Source organism: Planococcus sp. SSTMD024, from assembly GCF_041320495.1.
Classification (GTDB): Bacteria; Bacillota; Bacilli; order Bacillales_A; family Planococcaceae; genus Planococcus.
Map to the genome: position 1 here is coordinate 43,916 of NZ_JBGGNS010000021.1, position 16,322 is coordinate 60,237.

Annotated in this window: 17 protein-coding genes; 7 read left to right on the top strand and 10 right to left on the bottom strand. The window is 50.6% G+C overall.

Annotation, left to right across the window (positions count from 1 at the left end; genetic code table 11):
- Window positions 1–10: 10 nt before the first annotated feature.
- Window positions 11–1,621 carry a glycoside hydrolase family 13 protein gene (locus AB9R92_RS07270; RefSeq protein ID WP_370668801.1) on the bottom strand — a complete coding sequence of 537 codons (1,611 nt, stop codon included), beginning with the start codon at window positions 1,619–1,621 and terminating at the stop codon, window positions 11–13.
- Between the two features lie 164 nt (window positions 1,622–1,785).
- Here AB9R92_RS07270 and AB9R92_RS07275 point away from each other — a divergent pair, with 164 nt between their 5' ends.
- A complete protein-coding gene (locus AB9R92_RS07275; RefSeq protein ID WP_370668802.1) occupies window positions 1,786–2,370 on the top strand; it encodes a biotin transporter BioY in 585 nt (194 codons plus the stop codon).
- 36 nt (window positions 2,371–2,406) lie between these two features.
- On the opposite strand, the gene AB9R92_RS07280 is transcribed toward AB9R92_RS07275, so the two are convergent.
- Together AB9R92_RS07280 and AB9R92_RS07285 are read right to left on the bottom strand one after the other, a co-directional pair.
- Window positions 2,407–3,363 carry a ketopantoate reductase family protein gene (locus AB9R92_RS07280; protein ID WP_370668803.1) on the bottom strand — a complete coding sequence of 319 codons (957 nt, stop codon included), beginning with the start codon at window positions 3,361–3,363 and terminating at the stop codon, window positions 2,407–2,409.
- 78 nt (window positions 3,364–3,441) lie between these two features.
- On the bottom strand, window positions 3,442–4,524 hold the full coding sequence (locus AB9R92_RS07285; protein ID WP_370668804.1) for a YkvI family membrane protein: 1,083 nt from the start codon (window positions 4,522–4,524) through the stop codon (window positions 3,442–3,444).
- A gap of 174 nt (window positions 4,525–4,698) precedes the next feature.
- Between AB9R92_RS07285 and AB9R92_RS07290 the strand changes: the two genes are divergently transcribed.
- Complete coding sequence (locus tag AB9R92_RS07290) at window positions 4,699–5,262, top strand: TVP38/TMEM64 family protein (RefSeq protein ID WP_370668805.1); 564 nt, start codon at window positions 4,699–4,701, stop codon at window positions 5,260–5,262.
- 80 nt (window positions 5,263–5,342) lie between these two features.
- A complete protein-coding gene (locus AB9R92_RS07295; protein ID WP_370668806.1) occupies window positions 5,343–6,119 on the top strand; it encodes an alpha/beta fold hydrolase in 777 nt (258 codons plus the stop codon).
- 59 nt (window positions 6,120–6,178) lie between these two features.
- Here AB9R92_RS07295 and AB9R92_RS07300 read toward each other — a convergent pair whose 3' ends face one another.
- Both AB9R92_RS07300 and AB9R92_RS07305 read right to left on the bottom strand, forming a co-directional pair.
- Window positions 6,179–6,955, bottom strand: a complete 777-nt coding sequence (locus tag AB9R92_RS07300) for a 3-hydroxybutyrate dehydrogenase (RefSeq protein ID WP_370668807.1) — start codon at window positions 6,953–6,955, stop codon at window positions 6,179–6,181.
- A 24-nt stretch (window positions 6,956–6,979) separates the two neighbouring features.
- Window positions 6,980–8,299, bottom strand: a complete 1,320-nt coding sequence (locus AB9R92_RS07305; RefSeq protein ID WP_370668808.1) for a GntP family permease — start codon at window positions 8,297–8,299, stop codon at window positions 6,980–6,982.
- A 198-nt stretch (window positions 8,300–8,497) separates the two neighbouring features.
- Between AB9R92_RS07305 and AB9R92_RS07310 the strand changes: the two genes are divergently transcribed.
- Window positions 8,498–9,379 (top strand): LysR family transcriptional regulator, encoded by an 882-nt coding sequence (locus tag AB9R92_RS07310; RefSeq protein WP_370668809.1) that lies wholly within the window; start codon window positions 8,498–8,500, stop codon window positions 9,377–9,379.
- 48 nt (window positions 9,380–9,427) lie between these two features.
- Here the strand turns inward: AB9R92_RS07310 and AB9R92_RS07315 are convergent, their stop codons facing one another.
- From AB9R92_RS07315 to AB9R92_RS07335, 5 genes are all read right to left on the bottom strand, one after another.
- Window positions 9,428–10,231, bottom strand: a complete 804-nt coding sequence (locus AB9R92_RS07315; RefSeq protein WP_370668810.1) for an ion transporter — start codon at window positions 10,229–10,231, stop codon at window positions 9,428–9,430.
- Window positions 10,232–10,441: 210 nt separating this feature from the next.
- Window positions 10,442–11,131 carry a class F sortase gene (locus tag AB9R92_RS07320; protein WP_370668811.1) on the bottom strand — a complete coding sequence of 230 codons (690 nt, stop codon included), beginning with the start codon at window positions 11,129–11,131 and terminating at the stop codon, window positions 10,442–10,444.
- Window positions 11,106–11,906 (bottom strand): DUF4397 domain-containing protein, encoded by an 801-nt coding sequence (locus AB9R92_RS07325; RefSeq protein WP_370668812.1) that lies wholly within the window; start codon window positions 11,904–11,906, stop codon window positions 11,106–11,108. Before AB9R92_RS07325 ends, AB9R92_RS07320 begins: the two co-directional genes overlap by 26 nt.
- 195 nt (window positions 11,907–12,101) lie before the next feature.
- Window positions 12,102–12,767, bottom strand: coding sequence for a reverse transcriptase-like protein (locus AB9R92_RS07330; protein ID WP_370668813.1), 666 nt, complete (start codon window positions 12,765–12,767; stop codon window positions 12,102–12,104).
- A gap of 39 nt (window positions 12,768–12,806) precedes the next feature.
- On the bottom strand, window positions 12,807–13,463 hold the full coding sequence (locus AB9R92_RS07335) for a potassium channel family protein (protein ID WP_370668814.1): 657 nt from the start codon (window positions 13,461–13,463) through the stop codon (window positions 12,807–12,809).
- A gap of 237 nt (window positions 13,464–13,700) precedes the next feature.
- Here AB9R92_RS07335 and cysK point away from each other — a divergent pair, with 237 nt between their 5' ends.
- The 3 genes from cysK (at window position 13,701) to AB9R92_RS07350 (ending at window position 16,296) form a co-directional block, all read left to right on the top strand.
- On the top strand, window positions 13,701–14,618 hold the full coding sequence (cysK, locus tag AB9R92_RS07340) for a cysteine synthase A (protein WP_370668815.1): 918 nt from the start codon (window positions 13,701–13,703) through the stop codon (window positions 14,616–14,618).
- A 150-nt stretch (window positions 14,619–14,768) separates the two neighbouring features.
- Window positions 14,769–15,557 carry an ABC transporter ATP-binding protein gene (locus AB9R92_RS07345; protein WP_370668816.1) on the top strand — a complete coding sequence of 263 codons (789 nt, stop codon included), beginning with the start codon at window positions 14,769–14,771 and terminating at the stop codon, window positions 15,555–15,557.
- Window positions 15,541–16,296, top strand: coding sequence for an ABC transporter permease (locus AB9R92_RS07350; protein WP_370668817.1), 756 nt, complete (start codon window positions 15,541–15,543; stop codon window positions 16,294–16,296). Before AB9R92_RS07345 ends, AB9R92_RS07350 begins: the two co-directional genes overlap by 17 nt.
- The last annotated feature ends 26 nt before the right edge of the window (window positions 16,297–16,322 follow it).

A 16,322-nucleotide genomic window follows, 5' to 3' on the forward strand; every position in this document is an offset into this window, starting at 1 on the left:
TTTCCTAAACTCATTCACCTATTTTTTGATTGCCATCATAAAAGCATAAAGCTTCATATGGCCTTAGCTGCACTGCGTCCCGATTTTCTTGCGGAGGATAATTTCCGATCAGCACCTGGCCCGTTGGCAACGGCAGTTCACGCGGCGTTTCGGAAAAATTGCAGTAAACCGTCAATTGCGCGTTTTCCGTATTGCGTATGTAGGCAAAAATCTCTTCGTCTTCACGGTGCAATAGCTTGAAATCGCCTTCTGTGATGACCGGCAAGTCTTTTCGGAACGCGATCAATCTTTGGTAATAATTAAAGACTGAATCCGCTTCGCGCCGCTTTTCCGCATTGATCTCCGGGTAATTCGGGTTGACTGAGATCCACGGCTCCCCTTTGGTGAAACCGGCATTTTCAGAAGCATCCCAATGCATCGGCGTTCTGGCGTTGTCACGGCCTTTTGCGTGAATCGACCTCATGAGCTCTTCGTGCGGTATGCCCCCGGCCCGCTTTTCCTTATACATATTCAAGGTCTCGATATCCCGGTAATCATCGATCGATGAAAACGCCACATTGGTCATGCCCAGTTCTTCCCCTTGGTAAATATACGGCGTCCCTTGCAGGAAATGAAGGCAAGTCGCGAGCATTTTCGCCGATTGCTTCCGGTATTTTCCGTCGTTTCCGAAACGCGAGACGATACGCGGCTGGTCGTGATTGTTCCAATACAAACTGTTCCAGCCTTTTCCGTAAAGCTCCACTTGCCATTTCTCCAAATTTTCTTTTAAATCCGTGAGGCGCAGCGGCTGAAGCTCCCATTTCCCGCTCGGTCCCTGGTCCAAGTTCATGTGCTCGAAAGTGAAAATCATATTCAGTTCGTTGCGCTCCGGCCCCGTATACAGTTTGGCGTCTTCCGCGCTAGCACCCGGCATCTCCCCGACAGTGACGATGTCGTAATCGGATAGCACGTTTTTGTTCATCTCCTGCAAAAACTCATGGACGCGCGGCCCGTTGAAAAAATAAGGCGTGCCGTCCCCATCGATGCCGTCGGGAAAATTCTGATCTTTGGAAATCAAATTGATGACATCCATCCGGAAGCCGTCGACGCCTTTATCGAGCCACCAGCGCATCATCTTGTACACTTCTTCCCTCAGCTCTTCGTTCTCCCAGTTCAAGTCCGGCTGTTTCTTGGAGAACAAGTGCAGATAGTATTGCTGCCTTTCTTCATCGAATTGCCAAGCCGAACCGCTGAAAAAAGAGCGCCAATTGTTCGGCTGGTCTTTCCAGATGTAATAGTCAGGGCGTTCCGTAAACCAACCGTGCTCGTCAGAGGTATGATTGACAACCAAATCCATGACAAGGCGCATCCCGCGCTCATGGATTCCGTCAAGCATCCGGTCGAAGTCGGCCATCGTCCCGAACTCCTGCATGATTTTTTGGTAATCGCGGATGTCGTAGCCATTGTCATCGTTCGGGGAATCGTAGACGGGCGATAGCCATAACACATCGACCCCGAGTTCCGCCAAATAATCCAGCTTGCTGATGATTCCTTGAATGTCGCCGATCCCGTCGCCATTGGAATCCATGAAACTTCTCGGATAAATTTGATACACAACCGCTTTCTTCCACCACTCTGTCATAGTCTCGCCCACTTTCTTGAGAGTTAGTTCATTTCTATTCATCATACGGAAAATTGGAAAAGAAACACAGAACTTTTTAAGTAAACCTTTTCAAAAAATAAGTTGACTTAAAATATCCCATTCTCTATACTCAGTTTTAGTACATAGTATATGGAGGGTTTTTCATGACAACTTCAGTAACCAGATCCAGCAATCATTCCCGCACCTTAACACTCGTGCACATCGCCATGTTCGCGGCACTGATGGCGATCGGCGCCAATATTTCCTCATTCCTGATTGTCGGGGGCGTGCCGATCACTTTGCAGACCTTCTTTGCGGTTCTTGCCGGCATTCTGCTCGGCAAGCGCCTTGGCGCTGCCGCAATGATCGTCTATGCCGCAATCGGCCTTGCCGGCGTACCCGTCTTCGCCAAGTTTTCGGGTGGCATGGACACCTTGATCTCCCCGACATTCGGCTTTATCGTTTCCTACATCTTCACCGCTTTTGCGGCCGGCTGGATTGCGGAAAAAATGCCTTCCAAAAAAGGATTTATTTTAGCAGCTCTCGCAGCCACCGCCATTAACTATATTTTCGGTACCAATTGGATGTACGCCGCTTATAAACTCTGGTTCGCTGCGCCGGAAGGCTTCACTTACGGCATGGCTTGGGCATGGATGGCGGTACCTCTTCCGAAAGACGTGCTGCTCGCGGTCTTCGCCGGCCTGTTCGGCTTCCGGATGCAGCCCATCATTAAGAAATACTTGCCTTAACAGGAAAAGCCATCTGCCGGAGTTCCGGCAGATGGCTTATTTTTGTACAATCGGTTCGTCTACGCGCAGCTTGTAGTTTTGTTCGATGATGCGGATCAACCTGGCCAGGCTGGCATTGACGGGTGTTTCGATTCCGTGCTGTTTCCCAAGTTTTACAATGCCGCCGTTGATGACATCGATTTCGGTCTGGCGTTTCTTCAAGACATCCATGAGCATCGATGATTTATTGCCGCCGATATCCTGCCGGCCCATTCTCAAGCATTCTTCAACGACTGACTCCACGTCCGCGTCCACGCCTTCCGCACGGGCGACGAGCACCGCCTCTTCTGTGACCGCGCGCAGCAAATCTTCCCCTTCCTGCGTGTTGAGGATGTCCCCGTTCTTCAGGCGGGTCAGGGCCGTGACGGAGTTGAAAGCCGCATTGACGAATAGTTTATTCCAAATGACCGCTTTGACATCCGCCGACACTTCCGTTTTCATGCCCGCTTCGGTCAGTTTCCGTGCAAACGTTTCGAGTGTCTTGCTTGCGGCGCCTTCCTCTACATCGCCCAGATAGTTTGTGCCCCAGCCCCTATGGAGAATTGTGCCATCGTTCTCGACACTTGCCCCATGCCCGAGCGTGCCCGATACGACGGTGTTCAGCGGAAACAGCTGCTGGATCGTTTCGGCGTTGCCGATGCCGTTTTGCATCGTGACGATTACCGTTGTTTCAGCCAGCTTCCCGCGCAGTTTTCCGAGCACCGCTTCATTTGCCTGCGCTTTCAGCAAGACGAGAAGGATATCCACCTGCTCATCGGCTTTCAAATCCTGTACGACTTCCAACTCGGTTTGCGTAACCGAATTGTCCTTTTCGACGATGCGCAAACCTTGCTGATTGATCGCTTCCACGTGGCTATTCAAGCGGTTGTATAAGCGCACGTCTCCCCCGCTTGCCTTCAGTTTGCCCCCTGCTAAACACGCCATCGCGCCTGCCCCGGCAATTAAAATCTTCATCCCATTCCGCCTCCATTCATGTCTGCTTTCTTTCTTCACTATACCAAAAAGGCCTTCTGCGTGGCAGAAGGCCTGTTCTTAGTTTGTCGCTTTTTTGTCGCGCTTGGCTTTGTCGTTTTTGCCGACTTTGCGGATATCCGCCAAAATCAAGGCACCGATCAACAGCAAGCCGAGATAGCCGACTGCCGGGTACAGATAATTGACCAATGCCGTAAAGCCGACGAAGCTGAGTGCAAAGGCAATCAATCCGGCAATGATAACGAAGATCCGGAATTTCTTCGTGCCGATTTCCGTGAACCGTGCAGAGAACGATAACAGCATGCTGACCGCTGTATTGTAAATCATTGCGAAAATGACGACTGCCATGATAATGCCGAGAATCGGCGAGATGTCATCCCCGATGGCAAGCATCGGCAAATCCGCTCCCCCAACGACATCCACTTTCGCGAATATCGCCACATAGCTGAGCAGGATCAACACACCGAAGCCAATACCGCCGATCAACCCGCCGCGTGCTGCCACTTTCTCATCTTTTTCGGCACCGCCCATCACGAGCGACATCGAGGCGCCGAGTGCAATGGCGAGCGACACATAATTGACTGCTGACAATAGCCAGTTCGGTGTAGCGGAAAGCTGTTCTTTCGCAACCGGATCGAGCGCACTAAAGCTGCTGTCCATTGTGAAGACGCTGTAAATGGCGATGCCCACTACCATTAAAATCAAGAATGGCGTAATGCTGGAAATGACGGTGATGACTTTTTTGACGTTCATCATGATGGTCACGATGACCAAGACAATCATGATACTCCGCCCGAATGCCGGTGCCAAATCGAATTGCTGCGAAAATATAGATCCAGCGCCCGCGATCATTACGACTAAAATACCGAATAAGGTCAAAATCAATGTATAGTCGATTACTTTCCCGAGCCATTTCCCGCTGATGCGGTAGACGACATCTTCGTGTGATGTGGTTTGCATGCGGCTTCCAAGACGTGTCAAAATCATCCCGATATAACCGAACAATGCGGTGGCGACTAATACGCCGCCTATGCCCCAATAACCAAAACTGGTGAAGTATTGCAAAATCTCTTGTCCGGACGCAAAGCCAGCGCCGACAACGATCCCGATGAAGGCACTGGCTATTTTTAAGCTTCTTTTCATAAAATCCTCTCCCTTTTCCTGGTGGTGGTTGATCTGGATGTTCGAAAAAATGTTTTTATGTGGATAACTTTTTCATACCCCTAATTTGGGGGGCATCAAACAAATCCTTGCTTTTCCGCGCCGTTTCGCTTATTCTTCCTTATTAGTAATAGAAGCTGAAAGGCGGGGAGCACAGTGGATTTGGCAGAGTTTGAGCAAACGATTGAAAATTTCATCGGGCAGGCGGGACTTTGGGCGCCTCTTTTGTTCATTTTGCTTCATTTGATCCGGCCATTGCTGTTTTTGCCCGTAATCGCCGTGTGCATCGCAGGCGGATTTCTTTTCGGCTTTTTCCAAGGAGCCCTCCTATCCTTTATTGGATTGACCTTGATGAGTTACGTTTCATACATGCTGATCAATGAATTCCCGCGCTTCCGTTCCAAGCTTGCCGCCTTAAAAGATAAGTGGTTTCCGGATCGCAACCTGACCGTCTCGCAAGTGATGATCCTCAGGGTCATGCCATTTGTCCATTTTCATCTATTGTCTTTTTATTTGATGGAAATGACCAATACACGCAGGGAATACATGTATTACTCGGCACTCGGCTTGATTGCGCCGGCTATCCTTTACACGGCATTCGGCAAGGCCATTTCTGAATTCCCCTGGTATACGACGCTCAGCATGTTCCTGCTGCTCGCTGCGATTTTCAGCTTTATCGATAAATGGCATAGCCGCAAGCATAAATTGGATAAAACCTGATAAGCGCCGGCGGCTTCCCGTTTGTGCTTTTTTTATTGAGGTATAGTAATACAGTAGATTGAGATGAGAGGAAGAAAACAATGCCTATATTTACCAGAAATGATGTCAGCTTGTATTACGAAGATATTGGCAGCGGGCAACCGCTCCTTTTATTCCATGGATTGACCAGCAGCTCCGCCATGTTCCACCGCGAAATCAATTTTTTCCGCACCAAACGCCGTATCATCGCATTGGATTCGAGAGGCCATGGCCATTCGGCAAAACCCGATTCCTATACACTCGACGACCATATCGAAGATGCCGCAGCTTTAATGGATCACCTTCAGCTCGAATCGGTCGATGTCCTCGGTATTTCCATGGGAAGTTATATTGCGCAAGGAGTAGCCGCGAGGCGCCCGGAACGCGTGCGCAAATTATTGCTGGTCGCCACGAAATCCTTCGGGGCACAATCTTCCATGGCCGAATTATTGGATCGCCATGCAGACGAGTTCAATGGCTTATCCATCCATGACAAACTGGATAAAGCCCAGGAATATATTTTCCATCGCTTGACAGCCGTCAAGAAATCACAGGAAAAAGCTGCACGAAACAGCCCTCAATTGAGCATGGAGCAGCAAGGCATCGCTTCAAACGCCTTGGAGCGCTTTGATTTACGCCCGGAGCTCCCGGCGATTTCAGCAGAAACCCTGGTCATCAGCGGCCGCCACGATGAATTGAACCCGCCTGACAAGGGACGCGAAACCGCACAGCTCATTCCAAACGCAAGCTTTATGGAATTCAAGCGTTCCGGCCACGCCCCGAACGTCGAGCAGCCCCGCCTGTTCCTCGGCATCGCCGAAAACTTTCTCGACGACTGAACTTCATTGAATAGGCTTTATGAAAATAAGAAAGCACGGCGCATTTTTGCGCCGTGCTTTTATTGTGCTGTATAACCGCCGTCCAGGACCACCGCCTGGCCGGTGATGCCGCGGGCTTTATCGCTCGCGAGGAACATCGTGTAATCGGAGATTTCCTGCACCGACAACAAGCGTTTTTGCGGAACCAATGGGTAGATGACTTCTTCCAGAACTTTTTCCAGCGAGACATTGCGCGTCTTCGCCAAATCACCCAGCTGATTGCGCACAAGCGGCGTGTCGACATAACCCGGGCACATCGCATTGACCGTGATGCCATGCTCTGCGCCTTCTAGCGCCGCGACTTTCGTCAAGCCGATGACGCCGTGCTTGGCGCTGTTATAGGCCGCTTTTCCGGCGAATCCGACGAGGCCGTTGATTGACGCCATATTGATGATGCGCCCGAAACCTTGCTTCTTCATGACCGGAAATGCGTACTTGGTCGCCACAAACGGTGCGACAAGCATGATCTTGACCAACAGTTCGTATTTCTCGGTCGGAAATTCTTCAATCGGCGAGACATGTTGCATCCCTGCATTATTGATCAAGACGTCCAAAGAACCGAACGTTCCCACCGTTTGATCGATGGCTGCTTTGATTTCAGCTTCGCTGGTAACATCGCATTTGATGCCGATGCAGTCGAAGCCTTGCCCTTTCAACTCATCCGCAGCTTGTTGCACCGCTTCTTCGTTGATATCGGTCAGCACGATCTTTGCGCCTTCTTTGGCAAAATCCACGCTGATTTCATAACCGATGCCGCTCGCGGCACCGGTGATCAATACAACTTTCTTATCTACCATACTGGGATCCCTCCGAATGAAAAATTAAATTCCTAGCCCTAAGCTGAACAGCACAATCGCAATCGCTAAACCGATCAGCGGCACAATTACCGTGACGGCACCCATTGCACCGTAAGCTGCTCTGTGGGTCTCACCGCAAATCCCTTGAATCGTCGTCACGACGTAGCCGTTATGCGGCAATGAATCGAGCGCGCCGGAAGAAATCGCGATGGTCCGGTGAAGTGCTTCTGTGTTGACGCCCATATCGATATAATGAGGCGCAATCAAAGGCAATGCGATGACTTGCCCGCCGGAAGCGGATCCTGTCAAACCGGCGATGACACTGACCGCCAAGGCGCCGCCAATCAGCGGGCTTCCCGGAATGCTTGTCATGGCATCGACTGCCACTTGAAAAGCCGGCACCGCTTTTGCCACGCCGCCGAAGCCGACAACCGCTGCCGTGTTGCCGATAGCGATCAATGCACCGATCGTTCCGTCGGTCAATGCTTTGCCGAGGTTCGTGAAATATTTCATATTCAATAGGTACGTCGTAATGACGCCGCCGAGCAAGGCCAAGATCAAGGCCGACGTGCCAAGAGAATCATGGAAAATGAACGACACGGCCAAGACGACCAGCAACGGAATCAAGCCTGTGACCGGATGAGGCAACGCTCTGTCCGTCAATTGCGGATCCGATTCCCTCGCTTCAAAACGTTCGCCTTTGTTTACGGCTTTGTTGATCATGCGCTTCAACCACCAATAACCGAATACCGCCATGAAGACTGCGACAATGATGCTGACTTCCCAGCCGGCGTATGGGCTCGTATTCAAATACTCGATCGGGATCCAGTTTTGGATCTCCGGCGACCCTGCAGAAGTCATCGTGAACGTTACAGAACCGAGCGCGAGTGCTGCCGGGATAAAGCGGCGCGGCAAATCCGCTTGCTTGAACAAGCTGAGCGCCATCGGGTACACCGAGAACGCAACGACGAACAAGCTCACGCCGCCATATGTCAAAACGGCACAGGCGATGACAATCGCCAAGACCGCTTTTGACAAGCCGAACTTCCCGACCAGCCATTTGGAGACGCTGTCTGCAGCTCCTGTATCTTCCATGACTTTACCGAAAATGGCCCCAAGCAAGAACATCGGGAACCACGAGGTGATGAATCCCGAGAAGCCGCCCATATAATTCGACAATAAATTGGCTTCCCCTTCCCCGACTAATTGCGGAAACAGCGGCAAGCCGCTGAGCACCGCAACGAACAACGCCGACAATGGGCCGGCAATCAACAAATTGACGCCTCTCATCGTCAACACAATCAATAGAATAAGTCCTCCAACCATTCCGATCATACTCAACATGATAAATCCCCCTTTTTAATGTGTTACGGTTTTTTGAACAAATTGGAAACGCTTACTTTTCTCTTCGAAAAGCGCAAATGAATTATCTAAATATTTAGTCCTGAAACCTTTTAATACTATACAACGAAGAATATAATAGGTAAAATGAATAATTATAATAGCTTCAATAGATATTAGTTATAGATAAGGAGCATTCATATGGATATTCGACAGCTCAGCTATTTTATCGAAGTCGCTAAGCATCAAAGTTTCACAAAAGCCGCAATGGCGCTTCACGTAACACAGCCGACGCTCAGCAAGATGGTCAAAAATTTGGAACAGGAAATGGAGGTGTCCTTATTCGACCGCTCTTCCAGGAAAGTGCGCTTGACCGACGCTGGAGAAGTCGTCTTCGTCCAAGCCCAGAAAATCGTCAATAGCCTTGATGACCTGTCCTCTTCGCTCTATGACGTCATGCACTTGAATAAAGGCAAGATCAAGATCGGCTTGCCGCCGGTCATCAGCACTTTGTTTTTCCCGACCATCATCGCAGCGTTCCAATCCCGCTATCCCGATGTGACCGTCATCCTGGTCGAAGACGGCGCAAAGAAAGTGGAGGAAAAAGTGGTTGATGGCGAAGTGGATCTCGGGTTCGTCATGCTTCCTGTCGATCCCGAGCGCTTCGATGTCGTTCCCTTTGTCGATCAGGAAATCAAACTGCTCGTCCACGAAGACCACCCGCTCGCCGACCAGGAAACGCGGGATTTGATCGATTTCCGAAACGACCCGTTCCTGCTTCTCAGCAAGGAATTCACGCTCAATGGGCGGACCGTCGAATTTTGCCGGAGCGAAGGGTTCGAGCCGAAAGTTGCTTACGAAAGTTCGCAATGGGATTTCATCGTCGGCATGGTCGAGAAAAACCTTGGCGTCACTTTGATGCCGAAACTGATCTGCGACCGCGTTAAGAACGGCCCGTTCAAAACTGTTTCACTGACACAGACCTTCCCATGGCGGCTCGGCATCATCATGGCTAAAAACCGTTACGTGCCCTATGTTTCCCGTGAATTCATCACACTCGTCAACCAGTTGCCAAAAGTTTGATTCATACAAAAAGAAGCTGCCTCAATGGGCAGCTTCTTTTGCTTACGGTTATTTCCGGTCGACGAGTGTTTGGATCATGCTTTTCAGCTCGCCGACTTCTTTTCTCAAATCTTCAATTTCCGAGGTGTCTTCTTTGATGCCTTCGAGTTCAGCTGTTTCCTTGTCGATTTCATCTGAAATCTTCTGTGCATTATTGACGATTTCCCCGACGATCAAGTTGATCATCAGGAACGTCGATACGACGATGAAGGAAATGAAATACAGCCAAGACCATGGCTCCGCCGCAAAGACAGGGCGGAAAATTCCGCTCGCCCAGGATTCCAAGGTGAAAATCTGGAACAGCGAAATGAGCGAAAGGCCGAGATCCCCAAAATATTCCGGTTCAATGTCCGCATAAAAGAACGTCCCGATGACAGCATAAACGTAAAAGATGATCGACATAAGCAAGATGACGCTGGTGATGGTCGGAATGGCCATGAATAAAGCCGTCACGACGCGGCGCAGCGACGGAATTGTCGACACGGTCCGCAATACACGCAGTACGCGGAAAATCCGCAACACGCTGATGAATGGTGAGTTATAAAGAATAAGGCTGCCGACAACGATAATGAAATCGAAATTATTCCATGCGTTGCCGAAGAATTTGGCCCGATAAACGAATAGCTTGGCGAGGATCTCCAAAGCGAAAAAGGCCAGAATGATGATGTCCAAAGTCACCAGCCATGAACCGTAGTTCTCTGCAATTTCAGGATAGGTCTCCAAACCGACCAGCAGCGCATTGATTAAAATTAAAACAGTGATAAATGTATTGAACCGCGCACTTTCCACGATCCGCTTCAGTGATTCCTTCATAGGGCGATAGACGACTCCTTATATAATCTGATGTAACGATAAAAAAGTTCCATCCAATTATATCATGCAGCTATGCGGAAGTAGTCTTTGAGTGGGACGCTGCTTTGGGTATTGTTGCGAAAATGTGACGGTTCCACCTCTTCTCGGGACTTTGCACTGAAACGGACTTCAAAATCACGCAAAAAAAAGCGCCTCCAAAGAGACGCTTTGCTATTCTTGCACAAGAGATGCGTAGACGATCAAGCGTTCTTCCCTCGTGCCTCGGTCATAGTCATAGATTCCAGAGCAGGTAATCAACACCAGCTCTGGAGATGAATGATAACCGAAGACCGAATCGACATCCGCTAAATCGAGCGGCACCGACTTCATTGTATGGACCTGGAACCGCAACTCGCGATCGTCGCCGGATACGACAATTTCATCTCCCGGCTCGAGCTCCGTCAAGTCCCAAAACACAGCCGGGCCGTCCAAATCATCGACATGTCCCGCTATGACCGCCCGTCCTCTTTGGCCGGGTTGGTAGCCCGGCGAAAACCAGCTCAGTTCTTCGCCGTTATCCGGCACCGCCATTTCCCCCGTATCGGTTACGCCGAGATGCGTGACATCCGCTTCCACCCCAATGGATGGAATCGACAGCGTCTCTGGCGCGATGCCGGGCTGGTTCAGCTCATTGATCGGGTTGGCCGCCGGCTTCGACTTGGCCGCCGGTTTTTCTTTCTCAGCGGCATTCGCCTTCTCTACTTCTTTCGGTTGTTCTGACATGGCCGGCTCTGCCTTGACGGCAAAGCCGACTTCCGCACTGCGTAAGCTCACTTCATCTTGCGGGGCAGACGTGCAGCCTGCAAGAAACACGACAGCGAGGAGCAATGCGAATTTATTGAAATCGTTTTCTCCACACAAACCCGCCAGCTGCTACCAAGAACAACGCGCCGCCGATCAACAACCACATGGACTGGGATTGTTCCGGTGTACCAAGTCCAGTTGTCGGCATTTCATCCGGCGAACCAGCTGCTTCGTAATCGACAAGGGCGATTACTTCAAGCGAATCGACTGTGTTGACTGCAAAGACCGAGTAGACGGTATCTGCAGCAAGTTCAGTTCCTTCCAATGGCAATACTTGCGTGCCGTCCGGCAAACGGATTTCCAAGTCATACGTGTCAGGGGCTACTTCTGAGTAATCCGTGATTCCTGGGAACTCTGCTCCGCTGAACAACGCATCTCCGCCGATGATCCCAACATCAACTGCTGGAGCATCCGGGGACAAATGGCCGACGCGGATTTTCGCTTGGCCTTCTGTTACTTCCATAGAGTCTTCAGCTACAACAAATTCGATGGATTCCAAGAGATTTGCGGCAGCTACTGTATAAGCTTTTCCAGCTTCCACTTCCAGGTCAGCCTGCAAGACGCCTTCTCCTGCTGCATATTCAGTGCCTGCAGCGAATACTTCTACATCATGCGTGCCAGCCGGGACTTCCAAATAACCGGAATCCGTCTTGAACGGTACTTCCTCGAGCGTTAAATCACCGTTGACGTATACATCTACTGCAGGGGCATCAGGCGAAGCGTGCAACACCCGTACTTTTGCCATGTCACCGTGTTCATCCGCCATGACCAAAGATCCGAGAAGTGAAAACAGCACCAGCATTGCGACAAGAGAGACAGATAACTTCTTCATGTGTCCAACCTCTTTCCATATAGTATTTGTATAACTTTTGTACACCTCATTTATACACCCAGAAGAAAATAATTTCAATAGATTTCACACTATTCTGATAAATTTGAGCGATTTGACATAGAAAGTGATACAAACTTACATAGAATAGAAAAAGTTGCCAGGATTTCTTCTTCCTGGCAACCCTTCCCTATTCCTTCATTTATCGGCGTTCAAGTCGATCAAGCTTTCGATCATCGTCCCGCCGAGCGCTTGTGTCGCTAATCGGTCCGCTTCAGCATTTTCTTTTCTGGGGGCGAACTCGTATTCGGGATGGACCCCGATTTTCTCCAATCGTTGGTCGATCCGGTCAGCCCACCTTGCCAAGCTTTGTTCCGGCACGGCCCATTCGCCGCTCATCTGATTGACCAGTGTCCGGGAATCCCCAATAAAACGGACAGGCAGATGGTGGACGCCAAGCAATTCAATTTCCTGGATGGCCATCGACAGGGCCGCGTATTCCGCCTCGTTATTTGAGTCGATCTCGTCGATGACCAAATTTTTTCTTAACCGGTAATCCTTGCCGTTTTGCTTGAAGTAAACCGCGCAGCCGAGGCCAGCCCGTTTCGTGTGGCGGTCAAAACCGCCATCGTAATAGGCGATGACGTCATGCGGCTCCGTTTCCACTTCCTTGACGTAGTTTTTCAGCTCCTTGAGGCTCCACGTACTGTTGTGCCGGTCGGCGAACTGAAGGCGCTTCGTGCGCCCTGTGCGCTCCAAATCCCCGGCCACCATTAACGCTTCATTCGCTTCAAGCTCTTCGGAGAGAAATTGCACGACTTTGTTTTTCGGTGATTTATACGTCCAATCAATCCGTACTTTCATCCAGCCACCGCCTTTTTCCGTCGATTGGGCTGCCGTTCTTTACAGCCCCTTGTCTTCAAAGCGTTTAAGGTCGTCTTTATGCCCCATCGCAATCAAAATATCGCCTGCTTCCACTTGGTCTTCGAGCAGCGGCGCAATATTGACGTCTTCGCCGTGTTTAATCGCCAAAATCATGCAGCCATAATCTTTGCGGATATTCAATTCGCCGAGGGTTTTGCCGATTACTTTTTTCGAGGCTGCAAGCTCGATGATGCTGTAATTTTCCGATAGGTTGATATAATCGACCACCTTTTCGGAATCGATGTGATGGGCCGTCCGGACGCCCATTTCATATTCCGGCTGGATGACCCGATCGGCCCCGATACGTTCCAGGATTTTTTGGTGCTGCTGGTCGCGTGCTTTAACCCAAACTTTCGGGACACCCAGTTCCTTCAGCATGAGCGTGCACAAAACGCTCGCCTGCAAGTCATCGCCGATTGCGACGATGGCGTACTCGAAATTCCGGACGCCGAGCGATTTCAGGCTGCCTTCATCCGTCGCATCGGCTGTCGCGGTGTGGCTCGCATAATCAGACATCGCACTCACCGTTTCGGGGTTGGAGTCGATTGCCATGATATCGTGCCCCATCCCGTAAAGCTCTTGGCAGACACTGCTTCCAAAGCGCCCAAGCCCAATTACCACTATTTGTTTTTTCACATCTGTCCCTACTTTCCGTTGCGTGATTCGAACGATTTCCCGTTATCAAAATAGTACGCTACCAATTGGCGTTTTGTCGAAGATTTCATCCCGTCCAGCCTATTAGGCGACACACTTTCTTCTATAGAATCATGCTACCGCCATCATCTCCTCAAACAAGCGAATGGCATGACTTTTCGCTTTATACTACAATAGAAGAATATCCTTTATATCCGATAGAGAAAGGTTGTTTAGTTGATGAAACCATTTGATTCCATTACAGACCTGATCGGCGATACGCCTGTCGTTAAATTGAACCGCCTCGTTCCTGAAGGCGCAGCGGATGTTTATGTAAAACTTGAAATGTTCAACCCGACGAAGAGCGTCAAGGACCGCGCAGCTTATAATATGATCAAGCAAGCTGAAGAGTCTGGCGCCTTGAAGAAAGGCTCAACAATCATTGAACCGACGAGCGGCAATACCGGCATCGGCCTAGCGATGGTCGCTGCGGCCAAAGGCTACCGCTCCATTCTGGTGCTGCCGGACAACGCCACGCAAGAACGCATCAATTTGCTGAAAGCGTTCGGTTCGGAAGTCGTCTTGACGCCAAGCGACGATAAAATGCCGGGGGCGATCCAAAAAGCGCTCGAATTACGCGAAACGATTCCTGGCAGCTTTATCCCCCAGCAGTTTGAAAACCCGGCCAACCCCGATGCCCACCGCGGAACGACGGCGCTTGAGATCCTCGAGCAAATGGACGGACAGCTCGATGCATTCGTTGCCTCCGCCGGAACAGGCGGTACCATCACCGGAACCGGCGAGACCTTGAAAGAACACTTGCCGAATCTTCATATCACCGTCGTCGAACCGAAAGGCTCCCCTGTACTGTCAGGCGGCAAGCCCGGCAAGCACAAACTGGTCGGCACCAGCCCGGGGTTCGTGCCGGATACCTTGAATACAGGCATCTACGATGAAATCATGGCGATCGATGATGAAAACGCCATCGATATGTTCCGCCGCGCCGCCCGGGAAGAAGGCGTCTTTGTCGGCCCTTCTGCCGGAGCCACCATCTATGCGGCCATTGAAATTGCCAAACGGCTGGGGCCTGGAAAAAAAGTATTATGCATCGCCCCGGATACCGGGGAACGCTATTTGAGCATGAACCTATTCGAATGAATATGGTTTCCGGAAAGAGAGGCGGCTGCCTCTCTTTTTTTATTGCCCAAAAACTTTTTGCCGAGAATTATTGACAATACCTATAAAACTACTATACTTTATTAAATGATATCCGATTGGAAAGGTAGGTTTTATAACCGGTGAATTATTTTGTTTATTGAAATTCAGCACATCAATAAAATCTATACCGATAAAGACAATAATGCCAATACGGTATTAGAAGATATAAACCTTGAAATTCCGAAAGGTCAATTCGTCTCGATCCTTGGCCCTTCCGGCTGCGGCAAGTCGACTTTGTTGTCGATGATCGCTGGACTCACTTCCGCTTCTTCCGGGGGCATCGTCGTTGACGGAAAGAATGTCCAAAAACCCGGCAAAGACCGCGGCATGGTGTTCCAAGAAGCCGCACTGTTCCCGTGGATGACGGTTACGGAGAATGTTGTCTTCCCGCTGCGCAAGGAAATGAGCAAAAAACAAGCGATTGAACGTGCCCGCCACTTCCTGCAGATGGTGCAGCTCAGCAATTACGCAGGGCACTACCCGCACGAACTATCGGGCGGCATGCAGCAGCGCGTTTCGATCGCGCGTTCGCTCGCGATGGACCCGGCCGTGCTCTTGATGGATGAACCCTTCGGCGCGCTCGATGAACAGACGCGCAGCCGCCTTCACGGGCAGCTGGAGAAAATTTGGATCGATACAAAGAAAACGATTGTCTTCGTCACGCACAGCATACAGGAATCGATCAAATTATCGGATCGCATCGTGGTCATGGGCACGCGTCCCGGCACCGTCATCGCCGACATCGAAGTCGATATTCCGCGCCCCCGCGAAGAACATAAACAACAAGTCGCCGCACTCGAAGAACGCATCATGGGGCTGTTGAAAGGCGAAATCGATAAAGTCATAAACGAGGAGCTTGCCTATGAAGCCCGCAGTTAAGCGCCTCATCTTTTTTACAGCACTCATTTTATTCTGGGGGCTCGGCTCGCAATTCGAATTATGGCATGAAACGATCCTCCCTTCGCCATTCAGTGTCTGGGATGCCTTGGTTGCCGGATTCGCTGACCTTACCTTGGTCTATGATTTGGTCGCGAGTTTCCGCCGCCTGTTGATCGGCCTTGCCGTTTCCTTATTGATCGGCACTGCGCTTGGGATTTTGCTGGCACGCTCGAAAACGGCTGATGACACGATCGGATCGATGGTGCTCGCCCTGCAAAGCGTACCGAGCATCATCTGGCTGCCGCTTGCGATGATGTGGTTTGGCCTCGGCGAAGGCGCCATCATTTTCGTCGTCATCCTTGGCGGTACATTCGTCATGACACTCAATGTCCGGACGGGCATCAAAAACGTCAATCCGCTCTATATAAAAGCCGCACGCACGATGGGATCGAACGGCATCGACTTGTTCTGGAAAGTCATCATCCCCGCTTCCATCCCTTATCTCGTAACCGGTGCGCGGCTCGCTTGGGCATTCGCCTGGCGCGCGCTGATGGCCGGTGAACTGCTCAGTGCCGGGCCAGGGCTTGGCTATACATTGCGCTATGCTTCCGACTTCGGCAATATGGCGCTCGTTATCGGCGTCATGATCATTATCGGTGTCGTCGGCGCTGTCGTCGATCAATTGATTTTCCAACGCATCGAGAAAAACGTCCTGAAACGCTGGGGACTGGAATCCTAATATCTAAAACCATTCGAGGAGGAATT

Coding starts and splice junctions, on each gene's coding strand:
- AB9R92_RS07275 (WP_370668802.1), top strand. CDS start 1,786: ATGACAACTTCAGTAACCAGATCCAGCAATCATTCCCGCACCTTAACA.
- AB9R92_RS07325 (WP_370668812.1), bottom strand. CDS start 11,906: ATGAAGAAGTTATCTGTCTCTCTTGTCGCAATGCTGGTGCTGTTTTCA.
- AB9R92_RS07315 (WP_370668810.1), bottom strand. CDS start 10,231: ATGAAGGAATCACTGAAGCGGATCGTGGAAAGTGCGCGGTTCAATACA.
- AB9R92_RS07350 (WP_370668817.1), top strand. CDS start 15,541: ATGAAGCCCGCAGTTAAGCGCCTCATCTTTTTTACAGCACTCATTTTA.
- AB9R92_RS07330 (WP_370668813.1), bottom strand. CDS start 12,767: ATGAAAGTACGGATTGATTGGACGTATAAATCACCGAAAAACAAAGTC.
- AB9R92_RS07300 (WP_370668807.1), bottom strand. CDS start 6,955: ATGGTAGATAAGAAAGTTGTATTGATCACCGGTGCCGCGAGCGGCATC.
- AB9R92_RS07285 (WP_370668804.1), bottom strand. CDS start 4,524: ATGAAAAGAAGCTTAAAAATAGCCAGTGCCTTCATCGGGATCGTTGTC.
- AB9R92_RS07270 (WP_370668801.1), bottom strand. CDS start 1,621: ATGACAGAGTGGTGGAAGAAAGCGGTTGTGTATCAAATTTATCCGAGA.
- AB9R92_RS07310 (WP_370668809.1), top strand. CDS start 8,498: ATGGATATTCGACAGCTCAGCTATTTTATCGAAGTCGCTAAGCATCAA.
- cysK (WP_370668815.1), top strand. CDS start 13,701: ATGAAACCATTTGATTCCATTACAGACCTGATCGGCGATACGCCTGTC.
- AB9R92_RS07305 (WP_370668808.1), bottom strand. CDS start 8,299: ATGTTGAGTATGATCGGAATGGTTGGAGGACTTATTCTATTGATTGTG.
- AB9R92_RS07295 (WP_370668806.1), top strand. CDS start 5,343: ATGCCTATATTTACCAGAAATGATGTCAGCTTGTATTACGAAGATATT.
- AB9R92_RS07280 (WP_370668803.1), bottom strand. CDS start 3,363: ATGAAGATTTTAATTGCCGGGGCAGGCGCGATGGCGTGTTTAGCAGGG.